14 protein-coding genes and 1 pseudogene are annotated in these 16,290 nt (G+C 70.7%); 7 read left to right on the top strand and 8 right to left on the bottom strand.

Translation table 11 applies throughout. The annotated features are described in order from the left end of the window. Positions 1–108: 108 nt before the first annotated feature. The 3 genes from ABZ826_RS20415 to ABZ826_RS20405 form a co-directional block, all read right to left on the bottom strand. Positions 109–756 carry a hypothetical protein gene (locus ABZ826_RS20415; protein ID WP_361449920.1) on the bottom strand — a complete coding sequence of 216 codons (648 nt, stop codon included), beginning with the start codon at positions 754–756 and terminating at the stop codon, positions 109–111. Positions 757–1,015: 259 nt separating this feature from the next. Continuing rightward, positions 1,016–1,837, bottom strand: coding sequence for a GntR family transcriptional regulator (locus tag ABZ826_RS20410; protein WP_361449851.1), 822 nt, complete (start codon positions 1,835–1,837; stop codon positions 1,016–1,018). Positions 1,838–1,942: 105 nt separating this feature from the next. Next, the gene (locus ABZ826_RS20405; RefSeq protein ID WP_361449848.1) at positions 1,943–3,307 is read right to left on the bottom strand and encodes an aspartate aminotransferase family protein; all 1,365 of its coding nucleotides are present in this window, start codon (positions 3,305–3,307) and stop codon (positions 1,943–1,945) included. A 465-nt stretch (positions 3,308–3,772) separates the two neighbouring features. On the opposite strand from ABZ826_RS20405, the gene ABZ826_RS20400 reads away from it, so the two are divergent. Then, positions 3,773–5,617, top strand: coding sequence for a serine/threonine-protein kinase (locus ABZ826_RS20400; RefSeq protein ID WP_361449845.1), 1,845 nt, complete (start codon positions 3,773–3,775; stop codon positions 5,615–5,617). Here ABZ826_RS20400 and ABZ826_RS20395 read toward each other — a convergent pair whose 3' ends face one another. Beyond that, the gene (locus tag ABZ826_RS20395; protein ID WP_361449843.1) at positions 5,618–6,025 is read right to left on the bottom strand and encodes a hypothetical protein; all 408 of its coding nucleotides are present in this window, start codon (positions 6,023–6,025) and stop codon (positions 5,618–5,620) included. 154 nt (positions 6,026–6,179) lie between these two features. Between ABZ826_RS20395 and ABZ826_RS20390 the strand changes: the two genes are divergently transcribed. The 3 genes from ABZ826_RS20390 (at position 6,180) to ABZ826_RS20380 (ending at position 9,380) form a co-directional block, all read left to right on the top strand. Beyond that, on the top strand, positions 6,180–7,016 hold the full coding sequence (locus ABZ826_RS20390) for a helix-turn-helix transcriptional regulator (RefSeq protein ID WP_361449840.1): 837 nt from the start codon (positions 6,180–6,182) through the stop codon (positions 7,014–7,016). Beyond that, a complete protein-coding gene (locus tag ABZ826_RS20385; protein ID WP_361449837.1) occupies positions 7,013–7,249 on the top strand; it encodes a DUF397 domain-containing protein in 237 nt (78 codons plus the stop codon). Before ABZ826_RS20390 ends, ABZ826_RS20385 begins: the two co-directional genes overlap by 4 nt. A gap of 142 nt (positions 7,250–7,391) precedes the next feature. Continuing rightward, the gene (locus ABZ826_RS20380; protein WP_361449834.1) at positions 7,392–9,380 is read left to right on the top strand and encodes an Ig-like domain repeat protein; all 1,989 of its coding nucleotides are present in this window, start codon (positions 7,392–7,394) and stop codon (positions 9,378–9,380) included. A gap of 135 nt (positions 9,381–9,515) precedes the next feature. Here ABZ826_RS20380 and ABZ826_RS20375 read toward each other — a convergent pair whose 3' ends face one another. Further along, on the bottom strand, positions 9,516–10,262 hold the full coding sequence (locus ABZ826_RS20375) for a helix-turn-helix transcriptional regulator (RefSeq protein WP_361449831.1): 747 nt from the start codon (positions 10,260–10,262) through the stop codon (positions 9,516–9,518). 123 nt (positions 10,263–10,385) lie between these two features. On the opposite strand from ABZ826_RS20375, the gene ABZ826_RS20370 reads away from it, so the two are divergent. Beyond that, positions 10,386–11,627: an MFS transporter gene (locus tag ABZ826_RS20370; protein WP_361449917.1), complete on the top strand. Its 1,242-nt coding sequence runs from the start codon at positions 10,386–10,388 to the stop codon at positions 11,625–11,627. Here ABZ826_RS20370 and dnaN read toward each other — a convergent pair. Next, positions 11,536–12,663, bottom strand: a complete 1,128-nt coding sequence (gene dnaN / locus ABZ826_RS20365) for a DNA polymerase III subunit beta (RefSeq protein WP_361449828.1) — start codon at positions 12,661–12,663, stop codon at positions 11,536–11,538. The genes ABZ826_RS20370 and dnaN overlap by 92 nt on opposite strands. A gap of 126 nt (positions 12,664–12,789) precedes the next feature. Here dnaN and ABZ826_RS20360 point away from each other — a divergent pair. Continuing rightward, positions 12,790–13,469 (top strand): annotated as a pseudogene (locus tag ABZ826_RS20360) (helix-turn-helix domain-containing protein); the annotation flags it as partial. 66 nt (positions 13,470–13,535) lie between these two features. Here ABZ826_RS20360 and ABZ826_RS20355 read toward each other — a convergent pair. After that, positions 13,536–14,420, bottom strand: a complete 885-nt coding sequence (locus tag ABZ826_RS20355; RefSeq protein ID WP_361449825.1) for a glycoside hydrolase family 19 protein — start codon at positions 14,418–14,420, stop codon at positions 13,536–13,538. Between the two features lie 290 nt (positions 14,421–14,710). Next, positions 14,711–15,316, bottom strand: a complete 606-nt coding sequence (locus ABZ826_RS20350; RefSeq protein ID WP_361449915.1) for a TetR/AcrR family transcriptional regulator — start codon at positions 15,314–15,316, stop codon at positions 14,711–14,713. A gap of 138 nt (positions 15,317–15,454) precedes the next feature. Between ABZ826_RS20350 and ABZ826_RS20345 the strand changes: the two genes are divergently transcribed. Further along, positions 15,455–16,276 carry an NAD(P)H-binding protein gene (locus ABZ826_RS20345; RefSeq protein ID WP_361449822.1) on the top strand — a complete coding sequence of 274 codons (822 nt, stop codon included), beginning with the start codon at positions 15,455–15,457 and terminating at the stop codon, positions 16,274–16,276. Positions 16,277–16,290: the final 14 nt, after the last annotated feature.

The following is a 16,290-nucleotide window of genomic DNA, read 5'->3' as shown; positions in this document are numbered from 1 at the left end:
CCGTCATCTTCTGGCCGTTGTCCGTCTCGCGACCGTCGTCCTCTGGCCATTGTCCGTCTCGCGACCGTCGCCCTCTGGCCGTTGTGCATCTTCTGGCCGTTCTGCGCTTCAGCTGAAGATGATCATTGAGCCCTGGGCGAGGCTGCGAGTGGCCGCGGCGTGCAGTCCCAGCCAGACGTGCCGCTCACGCGCGAACGGACTGTCGTGCAAAATCGGGCCCGCCGGTTCCTCCAGGGAGGTCGGCCCGATGGGCGGCAGCGGGGCGGCCGGCGGATTCGCCGGGTCGATGCCGATGGACGCGGCGACGAACTCCAGCTCCCGCAGCAGCCCGTGCGCGGAACCGAGTGGGCCGCCACCCCCGAGCAGGTCGTCGTCGGAGAGCGGGACGGCGAAGTCCAGCGGGACATACGCCCCCGCGTGGTCGTAATGCCAGACCAGGTGGGACTGCTGGGCCGTCGCCTCGAACATCTCCAGCAACTGCTCGTAGTCCCCGCCCGGTTCGTCGACGGGCGTCACCGTGAAGCCGCTGAGCTGGAGCAGATAAGCGCGGCGCAGGAGGTGCAGCGCGTCGTAGTCGAAGCCCGCGACCGGGCCGACGTCTCCGGTCAGGCCCGGCATATAGGCGTACACGGGAACGGGCGGCAGCCCGGCCTCGCCCAGCGCCTTGTTGTAGACGGCGATCTCTTCGGCGAACGGGTTGTCGGGGCTGTGGCACAGCACATCGACGAGGGGGACCAGCCACAGGTCACAGGCCACGAAGTCTCGCTCTCCCACGGTGCGCATCGGATTTTTCAGACGGTCGGGCCAGCGTAATGCGGCGGGCCCGTCGCGCACAGTGGCCGATGGTCACGGGTAGGGGCCGGTAGCGGCCGGATGCCCCCGCGACCCCGGTTCGCGCGGCCGGGCCACGTCCGCGCGGCCGACACCGACAGCACGGTCAGCCGGTCGGAGGTTGCGGCTGTGGCCCTCCGGCGGCCGAGGCCGAGGACTGCCCGGTCGGGGCCTGTCCCAGCGGTCAGGCCGGTCCCGCAGGCCCCGTGGACCCCGCCTGTCCCGTCGAGGACCGCCCGGCCGAAGGCTCTCCCGCCGAAAACTCTCCCGTCGAGGGCCGTCCCGTCGGCTGCAGGCCCTGGTCCGGCTGTCCGGAATTTCCGGCCGCGAGCCGGTCCGCCCAGCTCAGCGCGTGTGCGTTGAAGTCGTCGATCACCGCTCGCACGGCGTCGTGATCGCCGAGCGTGAGCGCCGCGACGAGTTCCGGATGGCCGTGCCAGAGCCAGTCCCGGGCCCCCGCGTCATGGCGCAGATACGGCACCGCGAACACCCAGGCCTGGACGCGCAGCCGGTGCAGGAAGTCGTTGATGTACGAGTTGCTCATGAGCGCGCCCAGCTCTCGCCAGAAGCGCAGGTCGTAGCCGATGAGGATGTCGAGGTCGCCGCCCCGCGCCGCGCGTGCGGCCTCCTGGGCCCTGCGGCGCACGGGGACCAGGCCGTCCCGGTACGTCACCACTTGCGCGGCCGACGGCGCGGGCCCCCGGAAGAAGCCGCGGATGACTCCGTCGATGACCAGCGCCCGCGCCTCGACCATCGACCGGTAGTCGTCGACGGTGAACTCATGCACCCGGAAACCGCGGTGCTGATCCGATTCGAGCAGACCCTGCGCGGAAAGGTCGAAGAGCGCCTCGCGCACCGGTGTCGCGGAGACGCCGTACTGCTCGGCGATCTGCTTGACGGTGAACTCCCGTCCCGGCTGCAGACGCCCGGCAAGCACCTCGTCCCGCAGCGCGTCCGCGATCTGCTGCCGCAGCGTACTGCGGGTTACAGCTCCGCTCGCGCACATGGCGCCCCTCCCCATTTTCGCCTTCGGTCACCTTAAGGCAGGGTCGCCCTGCCCGGATCCGGGCAGGAGAGGGGGAAGGGGCGCCGGGCCGCGCGGGCCCTGCCGCTACACCGTGTACTCGTCCGCGACGGACAGCGCCACGTCGAGAGCCGCGAGGCCCTCCTTGGCCTCGGCTTCGGTGACGTTGCAGGCCGGAACGGCGTGGGTGCGGTTCATGTTGACGAAGGGCCACAGGCCGTTCTTCTTCGCCGCCGCGCCGAAGGCCGCCATCGGCGCGTTGGCCTCGCCCGACGCGTTGTACGGGACCAGCGGCTCGCGGGTCTCCTTGTTGCGGACCAGGTCCAGCGCCCAGAACGCGCCGAGGCCGCGGACCTCGCCGACCGACGGGTGGCGCTCGGCGAGCTCGCGCAGGCCGGGACCGAGCACCGTCTCGCCGATGTGGGCGGCGTTCTCGATGACCTTCTCGTCCTCCATCACCTGGATGGTGGCGACGGCGGCCGCGCAGGCCAGCGGGTGACCGGAGTAGGTCAGCCCGCCCGGGTAGGCGCGGGTCTCGAAGGTGGCGGCGATCTTGGCGGAGATGGCGACACCGCCGAGCGGCACGTAACCGGAGTTGACGCCCTTGGCGAAGGTCATCAGGTCCGGCACCACGTCGAAGTGGTCGGCGGCGAACCACTTGCCGGTACGCCCGAAGCCGGCCATCACCTCGTCGAGGATGAAGACGATGCCGTACCGGTCGCAGATCTCGCGAACGCCCGCGAGGTAGCCGGGCGGCGGCGTCATGATGCCCGCCGTGCCGGGGACCGTCTCCAGGATGATCGCGGCGATGGTGGCGGCGCCCTCGAACGCGAGGGTGTCCTCCAGGTGCTGGAGCGCGCGGGCGCACTCCTCGGCCTCCGTCGCGGAGTGGAACGGCGAGCGGTAGAGGAACGGGGTCCAGAAGCGGACGACACCCGCCGAGCCGTTGTCGGACGGCCAGCGGCGCGGGTCACCGGTGAGGTTGATCGCGGTGGAGGTGGCGCCGTGGTACGAGCGGTAGGCGGAGAGCACCTTCGTACGGCCGGTGTGCAGCCGGGCCATCCGGACGGCGTTCTCGACCGCCTCGGCGCCGCCGTTGGTGAAGAAGATCTTGTCCAGGTCGCCCGGGGTGCGCTCGGCGATGAGGCGTGCCGCCTCGGAGCGCGCCTCGATCGCGAACGCGGGGGCGAAGGTGGCGAGCTTGCCCGCCTGCTCCTGGATCGCAGCGACGACGGTGGGGTGCTGGTAGCCGATGTTGGTGTAGACGAGGCCGCTGGTGAAGTCCAGGTAGCGGTTGCCGTCGTAGTCCCAGAAGTACGCCCCCTCGGCGCCGGCGACGGCGAGCGGGTCGATCAGGCCCTGGGCGGACCAGGAGTGGAACACGTGCGCGCGATCGGCGGCCTTCACGGCCGCACCGGCAGCGGGGTCGACATGAGGGGCATGAGGGGTCATGCGGTGAGCGTAGGCCGCGCCGGGAGCGGTCCGACATGGCCACCTTGTATGGCGTGAGGCCCTCAGGTGGGCATGGTGTCTGGTCGGCGCGACCTCGCATGGTCCGGAGCGGTTGTCGGCCGCCGTGGAGGCGGTGACCGGGAGCGAGGGCGGGGAAGAGCGGCCGGGGTGAACAGGGGGGCTGAGCGGTGGGCCCGAGCGATCGGCCCGAGCGACGGGGCGTGCGGTGGAACGTGCGGTGGGAACCGGGACCGTCGAGGCGGCCGTCTCTGTCGTCGGTCGCCGAACGGACCGAGAGGGGGCGCGGGCGGATGTTTCCGGCCCGTCCTGCGGCCTCGGACGGAACTGGGGAGGAGCCGCCGGGTGCCCACCGACGGCCCGCGATTCCGGGCCCGCCGGGGCGCGACGCACGCCGCTATTCTCGACGCGTTCCGGCGTATCGCCGCACGGGGGAGGACGCACGCCATGCAGAAGCTCGGGCCCGCCGATCCGCAACGCATCGGCTCCTACCGGCTGCTGGGCCGGCTCGGCGCGGGCGGCATGGGCCAGGTCTATCTGGCCCGGTCCGACCGCGGCCGGACCGTCGCGATCAAACTGGTACGCGGTGAACTCGCCGAGCAGCAGGAGTTCCGCGACCGCTTCCGCCAGGAGGTGCGGGCCGCCCGCCAGGTCGGCTCCGCCTGGACCGCCCCCGTGCTGGACGCCGACACCGAGGCGGCCGTGCCCTGGGTCGCGACCGGGTACGTCGCCGGGCCCTCCCTCCAGGCCACCGTCACCGGCCGCGCGGGCGCCCCCGTGGGGAAGGCCTCCGGGGAGTACGGTCCGCTGCCCGAGCGCTCGGTCCACATCCTGGGCGCCGGTCTCAGCCATGCTCTCCAGGCCATCCACGCCGCCGGGCTCATCCATCGCGACCTCAAGCCCTCCAACATCCTGCTGACCATCGACGGACCGCGCGTCATCGACTTCGGCATAGCCCGCGCACTCGACACCGTCGCCGACGGCGGACTCACCCGCACCGGGGCCCTGGTGGGTTCACCCGGCTTCATGGCGCCCGAGCAGGTACGGGGCGAGCGCGTGACCCCGGCGTGCGACGTGTTCTGTCTGGGCTCGGTCCTGGCGTACGCGTCGACCGGCCGCATGCCGTTCGGGACGTCCGACAGCGGCGCGCACGCGCAGATGTTCCGGATCGTGCAGGAGGACCCGGACCTGACCGGCGTCCCGGTGGACCTCGTCGAGCTGGTCCGGGACTGCCTGCACAAGGACCCGGCCGCCCGTCCCACGACGGACGCCCTCCTGGAACGCCTGGCCGACGGCGATACGGCGGAGCCCTGGCTCCCGGGCGCGCTCATAGCCCAACTCGGGCGCCATGCCGTGGAACTGCTGGACTCCGAGGACCCGGAGGAGGCGGCCGGACCGGACCCCGTCCCGGACAAGGCACCGCCGACGCCGACCGCACCCGCACCTCCCACCGACCGCCCTGCTCCCGAGCCGCCGCCCGACGCCGTCCACCCGCCCCCCACGGGGGCCGGCACGTCGTCACCCGCCCACCCCTACGGGCCGCCGTCCTCCCCTTCGTACGGCTGTCCACAGCAGCCGCCCGCTCAGCAGGGCCAAGCCGGTTACGGATATCCGCAGCAACAGCCTCGGCAGCCGGCACCGCAACACCAGCCGGGCTTCGGTGCCACACCCCCGTACGGCCCCTTCCACCCCGGCGCAGCTCCGCAGCCCGGCCCCGAACCCGCCCGGCGCGGACAGGCTGCGACGATCGCCCTCATCGCGATCGCGATAGTCGTCGCCATCGGCGCGGGCGGGTCCGTGTACGCGCTCATGAGCGACAAGGGCCCGGTGCCCAAGCCGTCCCCCACCGCTTCCTCGGACTCCCCCGGCACCGACGATCCGTCGTCCCCGGACGCGGACGCCTCCCCCTCTGACGAGAAGAAGAACAGCGACGGCCCCGTCCCGGCCGGCTACCTCGGCACCTGGACGGGCTCCATCGACAACCCCTCGGGCCACTCCACCCGGCAACTCGTCATCAAGCAGGGCACGGTGGGCCAGTCCGTCCTCACCCTCACCGCGAACGGCCCGCTCGACAACGGCGGCTCCTACCACTGCGTCTTCCAGGCAAACCTGGCCTCGGAACCCACCCCGAGCGGCCCCGTCGAGATCGGGCCCTCCACCGTCACCGTCGGCGAACCCATGTCGTCCTGCACCGCAGGAAAGGCCACCTCCCTCACCTTGCTCCCGAACGGCACTCTGAGCCGGGAGATCCCGGAGACCGGCGAAAGGCTCACGTACACCAAGACCGACTGATCAGCCCAACAACGCAGACGCCGCACTCAGCAGCAACAGCGCGTGGACGAACCTGTCGGGTGCCGTCGGCGGAAAGTGCCACGCCAACGGCCAGGTACGGCCGGTCAGGGCGGGGATCGGCACGTAACTGATCCGGCCCACCGCCGCGTTCAGCGTGGTCACCCCGGCCGGCCATGCCTTGCGCACGGTGCTCCCGGCCGGAACCAGGAAGTACACCCCGCGCCGCCCGTTCGCCTCGGAGACGACGGGGCCCGGCTCACCGCCCGTGATCGCCTCCATCATCTCGGCCAGCCGCCGCCCTTCGTCCCCGTCCACGCGCACGGCGTCGAATTGCACACCCGCTTTGCGCAGTTGAAATCCGAAGGCCGGAATCCACTCAAGGTTCAGTTCACTTTTCGGTGCATTCACGGGGCCATTCTGTCCCCGGCTGGCTAGCGTTTCCCTTGACTGACGAGGGGCGTCGCACATCCGTTGACCTGCGCAAATTCCCCTGAAACTCAGTTGAGTCCGGCGGGACCGCGTAGTGACCGGTTGAGACCGGTTGAGTCGAAAGGGGATCGCAATGGCGCGAGCGGAGAACAAGGAAACGGCGAGTCCGACGGCAAAGCTGGTGGCCGATGTGGCCAAGAAGGCCCGCATCCGCGCGAAGTTGACACGGGAACAGCTCGGCAAGGCAATCGGGTTCTCGGCGGCGGCCGTGAGTGCGATGGAGACCTGCGCGCAACCTGCCAGCGACGAGATGCTGGTGCAGCTGGAACGGGTACTCGGGGATGGCATGGGCGTGTTCGAGCAAGCGAGGATCTATATGCGGATGGAGGCGTATCCACCGCAGTTCAAGCCCCACGTGTCTCTTGAGCAAGCGGCATTGAGCCTCCATCTGTACTCGATGCCGATTGTGCACGGCCTCTTTCAGACGGAGGACTACGCACGAGCCCTGATCGGCGGGGGCTATCCACCGTTGTCGGAGCAGCGGGTGGAACAGCTGGTGGAGGGTCGCATGATCCGCAAGGCGCTGTTCGACCGAGAGCCTCTGCCCATGATCGAGCTGATCCTCGAAGAGTCGGTGCTCACCCGGGTCATCGGCAATGCGGCCATCATGAGAGCGCAGATGCGGTACCTCGCGGAGTGTGCCCGCCGTCGTAACATCACGCTCAGCGTGCTGGCACTGGACTGCGGAAAGTTCGGAGAGTACGCAGGTGCCCGTGGCGGAATGCCCCTGGTGGAAACTCCGCAACACGAGCACCTCGTCTACCTGGAGCCCCAGGACGAGAGTCTGCTGATCAGCGACCCGGGGAAGGTGAGTACATACGCCCAGCGCTATGCGAAGATCCGGGCACAGGCCCTGGGACCTCGTGAATCGCTGGGCCTCATCGAGCGGTTGGCAGGAGACGAGGAATGAACAGCACCCTGCGGTGGTTCAAGTCCAGCTACAGCGACAGTGGCGGCGGCAATTGCATCGAGGTGGCCTTCAACTGGCAAAAGTCCTCGTACAGCGCAGCCAGCGGCGGCGAGTGCATCGAGGTCGCCACCTGCCCCCACGCCGTCCACGTCCGGGACTCCAAGGTGCCCGACGGGCCCACCTTCGCAGTCGCCCCCGACGCCTGGTCGACGTTCCTCACCTGGGCGGACTGACGTATCGCGGGGCAGGGAGCACCCGGGCCCCGCAAATGTGTACGAGATGTGGACGCCATGCCATACCCTGCGGTGGCGGGCCGCACCCCGCTCTCATCTCCGGGTGCCACGCGGCCCTCTTACCGTGGGGGTAGACATCATTTTGCGTACGCGCAGAATCTCGGCCGCGACTTCGCTCGCGGTCCTCTTCAGCTCAGTGGTTCTGGTCGGCGGTGCGGCGAATCCGGCCGCTGCCGACTCCAGCAAGATCCTGCCCGCCGCGTCGGTCGGCGACATCGTCGCGGACGGTGTGCACAAGCGGGTCTTCATCAGCGACCCGACCGGCGGCAAGGTCCTCGTCACCGACTACAACGGCGCGGTCGTCGCCACGATCTCGTCACTGCCGGGCGTCACCGGTCTCGAACTCTCCGCCGACTCGGGCACGTTGTACGCCGGAGTGCGCGGAGCCGACTCCATCGCGGCGATCAACACCTCCGCCCTGGTGGAGTCCGCCCGCTACGCGACCGGCGCGAACACCCACCCCGCCTACCCGGCTCTGGCGGGCGGCAAGCTCTGGTTCGGCTACGGCTCGGCGGCCGAGGGCAACATCGGCTCGCTCGACCTGTCCGGCACCGAGCCGGTCGTCACCCTGGACCAGGAGCCGAACCGCACCTGGTACGCGGCCCCGACCCTGGCCTCCTCGCCCGGTGCGCCGGGCACCCTGGCCGCCGGTATCGAGGGCCAGAGCCCGACGGAGCTGGCCGTGTACGACGTGGCCTCGGGGGCGGCGGAACGGACCGCGTACCTCCGCGCCGACGCGTCCAACATGGGCGACCTCGCCCTGACCCCCGACGGCAAGCAGGTCGTGGTGGCCAGTGGGGCGCCGTACCACCACCAGGTCTACCGGACGTCGGATCTCGGCGAGGAGACCAACTACCCGTCCGACGCCTACCCGAACGCCGTCGACATCGCGCCGGACGGCACGGTCGCCGCGGGCACGTTCAGCTGGTACTCGCCGGATGTGTACGTCTACAAGCAGGGCACCACCAAGCCGATCCGTACGTACGACTTCCCCAACACCGGTACCAGCAGCGGGTCGGACACCCTGATGCCCGCCGGTCTGGCCTGGGCTCCGGACTCCAGCCGGCTCTTCGCGGTCACTGAGAACAGCAACGGCGTCCGCTCGCTGCGGGTGCTCACCGACGCCGTCAAGTCCGCGACCACCGTCACGGTCAGCGCCCCGGCGAAGTCGGCGCTCGGCAAGAAGCTCACCGTCACCGGCCGGGTGAAGTCCGACGGTGCGTTCCCGGCCGGCGCCAAGGCCACGGTGACGCGCACCGACATCGAGTCGCCCAAGGGCAAGGCGCTCCCTTCGGTGACGCTGAAGTCGGACGGCAGCTTCTCCTTCACCGACACCCCGACCGCGGGCGGCCAGGTCACCTACAAGGTCTCTTACGCGGGCGACGCGACCCACTCCGCGGCGTCCGGTTCCGGCAAGGTCGCCGTCCCCCGGACGGTGCCCTCGCTGACCCTGAACCGCAACAAGGCGCTGTACTCCTACGGCGCCAAGGTGTCGTTCACCGCGCACCTCGGCAAGACGTACAAGAACCGCACCGTCGAGCTGTGGGTGGACCCGTTCGGTGCGGACAAGCCGAAGAAGCTGGTGAAGACCGGCAAGGTCAACTCCAAGGGCGATCTGTCCACCACGGTCACCATGACCCGGGACACCACCGTCACCGCCGTCTTCAAGGGCGACGCCCGGTACGCGTCCAAGACTGTCACGTCGACCGCGTACGCCAAGGTGAAGGTCTCGACCTCCGTTTCCAAGCAGTACAAGACGGCCAAGATCGGCTCCACGTCGTACGCGTACTTCCACAAGAAGACCAATCCGGTCTTCACCACGACGATGAGCTACTACAAGAACCGCTCGCACAAGCTGTCCCTGCAGCTCTACTACCAGGGCACGTGGTACGACGCGGGCTCGCAGTACTTCAAGCTCGGCACCAACGGCAAGTCCATCGTGACGCTCACCGGCACCCATGACACGGGCTACCGGATGCGCGTCCGTGCCTCGTACGTGAACGGCACCTCGGGCGACACCGTGAACTCCACCACCCACGGCGCCTGGAAGTACTTCATCTTCACGAAGTAACCGGACGGACGGGCCCACGAGCGGGCGGTACGGGTGCGGGGCCGGGCAGGTCGTCCGGCCCCGCACCCATGTCCGCGCTCCCCCGCGTTCCTCCGTCCTCCACTCCCCCGCGCTCTCACCACGGCACCCCGTCGGTCAGGGACGGCGGTTGTGGGTGCCGGGGGTGTAGCCGAAGGCGTGGCGGAAGACGTCGATGAAGGCGCTCGTGGAGGACCAGCCGCAGCGGTGGGCGACCGTGGTCACCGGCATGTCCTCGGCCAGCATGCGCAGGGCGTGGTAGAGGCGCAGCTGGGTGCGCCACTGGGGGAAGGTCATGCCCAGCTCGCGGCGGAAGAGGCGGCTGAGGGTGCGCTCGCCGGCCCCTGTCCCGGTTGCCAGTGCGGCCAGGGTGCGGGGGTCCGCGGGGTTGTGGTGCAGGAGTTCGCAGACGGCCGCGAGGCGGGGGTCGGTGGGGGCGGGCAGCTGGACGGGTTGCTGGGGTGAGGCGCGCAGCTGGTCGAGAAGGACCGCGCGCAGGCGGCGCCGTTCGGGGGTGTCGTCGTGGGGGCCGCGGGTCGAGGCGAGGATCAGTTCACGCAGCAGGGGGCTGACGGCGAGGACGGTGGGTGCGTCCAGGCCCAGGGGGTTGGTGTCGGCGGGCAGGCCGAGCAGATGCAGATCGAGGCGGCCGTGGGCGCGGTGGGCGTGGACGCATCCGGCGGGTACCCAGATGGCGCGGGTCCCGGGGGCGAACCAGGTGCCCGCGGTGGTCGTCACGGCCAGGACACCGGAGCCCGCGTAGACGATCTGGTGGTCGTCGTGGTGGTGCGGGTCGATGCTCTCTCCCGGGGCGAGCGTCTTGTTACGCGTGGGCGCCTCGGGATCGTGGCGGATTTCCGGCATACTTTGGCATTTTATCGGAAGCGCGCCAGGTCGTGCCCCGGCGACGATGGCCAGGTGCCGACAACCCGATCCCGTGTCTCCCGATCCCGTGTCTCCCGTAGCCGTGTCTCCCGTAGCCGTCCGATCACGCTGCTGTCCCTCGGCCATGCCTGCGTGGACATCTACCAGGGGGCCGTGGCCGCGCTGGTGCCGTTCTTCGTCTCCGAGCGTGCGTATACGTACGCCGCCGCCTCCGGTGTCGTCCTGGCCGCCTCACTGTTGTCCTCGGTCGTGCAGCCGCTGTTCGGTGCCCTGACCGACAGGTGGGCGATGCCTTGGCTGCTGCCGGTGAGCACGCTGGTGTGCGGGGCGGGAGTCGCGCTCGCCGGTGTCGGCGGTTCCTATGCCCTGACCCTGGCGGCCGTGGCGGTGTCGGGGATCGGCGTGGCCGCCTACCACCCGGAAGCCGCTCGCGTGGCCCGTAAGGCCGCGCGGGGCAGCCATACCGCGATGGGCTGGTTCTCCCTCGGGGGCAATCTCGGTTTCGCCACCGCGCCCCTGATGGTGTCCGCCGTCGTCGCCACCGGCGGCCTGGGCGCCTCGCCGCTGCTGGTCGTCCCGGCCCTCGCGGGCGTGGTGCTGTGCGTGGCCGCGCTGCGGGGCGTCGGCGTCCCGGCCGCCACGGCTGCGGACACTCCGGCGAGTCAGGTCCCCGGCCGGGACGACTGGGCGTCCTTCCTGAGGCTGTCGGGGGCCATCGTGTGCCGCTCGATCGTCTTCGTCGGCCTCAGCGTCTTCATCTCGCTGTACGCGCGACTGCGCACCGGAGGGGGAGAAGTCTCCGGTACGGCCGCGCTGTTCGTCCTCTACCTCGGGGGTGCTGTCGGCACCGTGACCGGTGGGAAGCTCGCCGCCCGCCACGGCCGTATCCCCGTCGTCCAGTGGTCCTACGCGCTGAGCGTCCTCGCCGTGGCCGGTGTGGTCTACGTCCCCGGCCCGCTGTTCTATGCGTTCGTCGCCCTCACCTCGGCCGGTCTGTACGTGCCCTTCTCCCTGCACGTCACTCTCGGCCAGGACTACCTGCCCCGGCGTGTGGGCACCGCGAGCGGCATCACTCTGGGCCTGGCCGTCAGCATCGGCGGTGTCGCGGGCCCGCTCATCGGCGCCGTCGCCGACGCCACGTCCTTGCAGACCGCGCTCGCGCCGCTGATCGCGCTGCCCGCCCTCGGCCGGCTTCTCCTGCGCACCCTGAAGGAGCCCGAGACGCCCGGGACCCGTCCCGGACCCGGCCGTCCTACACCAGCGGCCGGGCCGACATCAGCAGATGCCGGTGCGCCGGCTGCGACGCTTCCGCCACGGCGTCCTCCTGGGACGCCCACCCGGTGACCATCGCACGCCGGCCGGGGCCCAACAGCTCGAACCGGATCACGGGCGCGTCGAACGAGCCCAGGGCGTCCATCAGATACGAGGGGTTGAAGGCGACCGTCAGCTCGTCGGTGCCGTCGAGAACGGCCGGAAGACGCTGGGAGGCGACATCGTCCTCGTAACCCGCCTGCAGCAGCACCGAGCCGCCGGAGAAGGTCAGTTGGAGCGGGCTGCCGCCCTCCGCGACCACGGCGACGCGCTTGACGGCCTCGACCAGGGGCGCCCGGTCCGTCAGCGCGGAGACGGGGTCCACCATCGCGAACAGCTTGTCGTGGCACGGCAGTCGGCCATCCAGCAGACGCACCGTGGTACGCATCCCGGCCAGTTCGAAGCCGACCGAACCAGCGTCCAGCGCGAGTCGGACCACTCCGGACCCGCCGAAGGAGCGGGCGATCTCGGTCAGCCTGCGGGCGGAGACCACGACATCGGCCGCGACGCCGTCCTTCCCGGGCTTCCACGGCAGGCTGCGTACCGCGAAGCGGTAGCGGTCGGTGGCGGCGAGCGTCATCGTGCCGTCGTCGAGGGCCAGCCGGACACCGGTCAGGGTCGGCAGCGTGTCGTCCCGGCCCGCCGCCACCGTCACATGGGCGACGGCCGCGGCGAATTCCTCCGCGTCCACCGCGCCGAGCACCTCCGGCAGGGACGGCAGCGACGGATAGTCGTCCAACGGCAGCACCGAGAGCCCGAACCGGGCACTGTCCCTGGCCAGCGAGAACCGTGAACCCTCGACCGCGCACTCCACCGCGCCCTCGGGAAGCACCCGGCAGACATCGAGCAGTCGGCGGCCCATCACCAGCACCGTCCCGGCCCGTACGTTCTCCGCCTCCACCTCGATGCACGCGGAAGCCTCGTAGTCGAGGCCCGAGATGCGCAGCCGGCCGTCGGCCGCCTCCAGCAACAGCCCGCCCAGCACGGGAACGGGCGAGCGCGTGGGCAGCACACGCGCCGCCCAGGCCACGGCATCGGTCAGTGCACTGCGCTCGATGCGGAACTCCATGGCGGCGCCCTCTCCCGGTCGGCTCTGATCGTGATCCTGATCGTGAGCCGACCCTAGGGGCCACCACTGACAACGGGAGGAGGACCGGCAACGGGAGGAAGGAGAAAGGGAGAAGGAAGGACCGGCCTCGCCGACGTGGTGGACGAATGTGTCGTGGGGGCGAGCGAGGACGTGCCGCTCTCCGACACGGCGACCGGATCCGCCAGGCCTTCCACGCCCTGGCCGTGGCCCGCGGGCTGCCCGCACGGCACGCCCGCTTCGGCTCCGCGCCGGAGGCCGCCCTGGTGGTCGGTGCGGTCGGCGCGCGGTGGGCGGACGCGCTGCTGAACCCGCTGCTCACACACGTACCGCGGCGCAGCCATGACCCGGGCAGCCAGGAACTCGCGGCGACGCTGACCTCCTGGCTCGCGTTCTCCTCGCACGCGACGCAGCATCTGAAGATCCATCGGAACACCCTGACGGCACGGCTCCGGCTGATCGGCGAGCTGCTCGGCCTCGACCTGAGCCGGGTCGCCGACCAGGCCGCCCTCGAGTGGGCGGCCCGGCAACTGCGCCCGCTCACCGCGTCCGGCGCCGCCCGGAGCACCGCCGATCCGCGGACGGCGCTGCGTACCTGGCTGGACTGCGAGGCCCAGCTCGGGCCCACGGCCGCCGCGTTGGGCCTTTCGGCGCCGGGGGTCCGCAAGCGCCTCACACACCTCGAATCCACTCTTCAGCGCTCGTTGCTGCAGGCGCCGAGCGCGCGGTACGACCTGTGGCTGGCCTTCCGGGCGCTGGACGTCGCGGGAGCCGACTCCGCCCGGTGAACCGAAGCGGGGGCGTGTCCGGCCGTTCCGGCCGGACACGCCCCCGTCGGGTGGGGGGTTCGCGGGTCAGCAGCTCAGGTTGGAACCGGGGGTGGTGCCGAGGATCTGGACGAACGCCTGGTAGCGGTCGATACGGCTCTGGACCTGGGCGGGGTTGCCGCCGTTGCACTCCAGGGAGCCGTTGATGGAGCGGATGGTCTCGCCGAATCCGGCGCCGTTCACCATGGCGTTGTGAGCGGTCATGGTGCCGGGCCCGTTCTGGGTGTTCCAGTACCAGAGGCCGGTCTTCCAGGCGACCGAGGCGTTCTGCTCGACCAGGTACGGGTTGCCCAGCAGGTCGATGCCGAGCGCGTCACCGGCGGCCTTGTAGTTGAAGTTCCAGCTCAGCTGGATCGGGCCGCGGCCGTAGTAGGCGGCCTGGCCGGCCGGGCAGCCGTACGGCTGGCTGCTGTCGCAATAGTGCGGGTAGTTGGCGGTGTTCTGCTCGACCACGTACACCAGACCGCCCGTCTCGTGGCTGACGTTGGCGAGGAACGCGGCCGCCTCCTGGCGCTTGACGGTGTCGCTGCCGGTGTTCGCGAAGCCCGGGTAGGCGCTCAGGGCCGCGGTCAGTCCGCCGTACGTGTAGAACGGATTCCGGTTCGGGAACATCTGGTTGAACTGCGCCTCGCTGACGACGAAGCCGGACGGAGAGCCCGGATCCGTGCCGCCGCCGCCACAGCTGCCCTGGTCCGCCCAGACGTCGGAGCTGCCGGGGGTCTCGTTCTGGGTCCACCACTTGGCGGTCCAGTTGTGCCCGTTGTAGGAGGCCGTTCCGCCGCCAATGTAGACGGACGAGGAGTTCCAGGGCGCCGCGCAGTCGGCAGCCGCGGCGGTGGTGGCGGGAAGGACGACAAGCATCGCGACGACCGCGCCCAGCGCGGCGAGCAGGCCCATGATGCGTCTGATCACGTGATCACTCCTTCGGCGCGGCACACCGGCTGGACGGTGTGCCGCCATGGGGGGGTGACGGTCACTCAAGCGCCGCTGGTCTGAACCTGTCAAGGTCTAGACCAAGACAGGGAAACTTCCCGCAGGAGTGCTCGCGAGCGGGGCCGTGACACCTTCGCGCCGCCGGACCCGCCCCCAACAGGAGTAATTCCGGAAGGGATTAGTCCGGATCATGGTCCGAAACGCAGGGCGGCCCGAAGGTAAAACCTTCAGGCTCGTCCAGCATGCGGAACGCCCAACTGGTCGGCCGGTCAGCGACCACCACTGCTCGCGGACCCGTCCAGCGCGTCGAGCCAGCCGACGAGCCGGGCTCCCTCACGGGTCATGATCTCCGGATCGCGCAGCGCGTTGGAGAGCAGCGACATGCCCTGATAGGCGCCGACGAGCGCCAGCGAGAGGCCCTCGGGATCGACCGCCCCCATCTCGCGGAACTGCCGCTCCACCCAGTCCAGCAACTGCCGTACGACGTGGCCCGCCGCGAGGTCGAGGCCGCCCTCGGCGCGCTTGTCGAGCTCCATGGCGAGGGTGCCGGTGGGGCAGCCGTAACGGGCCGCGACCTCGCGCCGGCTCACCCACGCGTCCACCAGGCCCTTGAGACGTTCGCGCGGGCCGGGGAGCCGGTCGAGGGTGCCGGTGAGTTCTTCCAGGTGCCTGGTGTGCTCGGAGAGGGCGGCCTCGACCAGCTCCCCCTTGGTCTTGAAGTAGTAGTACACGTTGCCCGCCGGGACATCGGCGGCCTGGGCGATGTCAGCGATGGTCGTGCGCTCCACGCCCCGCTCGTGCAGAACCCGTGCGGCGGCGGCCGTCAGCCGCTGCCGCTTGTCGGCGGCCTTGGTCCGAGGGCGCCGGGAACCCATTGAGTCAGTCACCCGACTAACTATAGACAGCACCCGGTCCGGCCGTGCTAGCGTCCTGCCATCGAAGTGAGTCAGTCAACTTACTCACTTATTGCGACGGGTCGTTCCACCGACTCGTTTCCGACGAAGGAGACCGGCATGATCGTGGTGACAGGCGCGACGGGGAACGTCGGACGGGAGCTGGTGCGGATCCTCACCGACACCCGGGCACCGCTGACCGCCGTGGCCCGGCGCATCACCGACGCCGACGTACCGCCGGGGGTGCGGGCGGTGGCCGCCGATCTGGCCGAACCGGCCGGTCTGCACGGCGCGTTCGACGGGGCCGAGGCACTGTTCCTGCTGGTGGCCGGCGATGACCCGCACGGCATCCTGGAGGTCGCGAAGGCCGCCGGGGTGCGCAAGGTGGTGCTGCTGTCCTCGCAGGGTGCGGGGACCCGCCCCCAGGCGTACCGGCATCCGCTGCTGTTCGAAGCGGCGGTGCGGGAGTCCGGGCTCGACTGGGCGGTCCTGCGGTCGGGCGGGATGGCCACCAACGCCCTCGCCTGGGCCGAGTCGATCCGCCGGCGGCGGGAGGCCGCGGCGCCGTTCGCCGATGTCGGCCTGCCCTTCGTCGACCCGGCGGATGTGGCGGCGGTCGCCGCCGTCGTCCTGCGCGAGGACACTCATTCGGGCGCCACGTACACCCTGACCGGCCCGGCCGCGACCTCCCCGCGCGAGCGGGCGGCGGCGATCGCCGCCGCGCTGGGCGAACCGGTGCGGTTCACCGAGCAGACCCGCGAGGAGGCCCACGCGCTGATGGCGCGGTTCATGCCGCTTCCCGCGGTCGAGGGAACGCTGGCCATCCTGGGCGAACCCACGGACGGCGAGCAGCGGGTGAGCCCCGACGTCGAGCGCGTTCTGGGCCGGGCGCCGGGCACCTTCACCGCCTGGGCGGCACGCGCCGCCGCGGCCTTCCGCTGAGTGCCCCGGCCGGC

It is taken from the genome of Streptomyces sp. NPDC047515 (genome assembly GCF_040643055.1).
Classification (GTDB): Bacteria; Actinomycetota; Actinomycetes; order Streptomycetales; family Streptomycetaceae; genus Streptomyces.
Note: the sequence above shows the minus strand (reverse complement) of the source record. Positions and strands in the feature narration are given on the sequence as shown.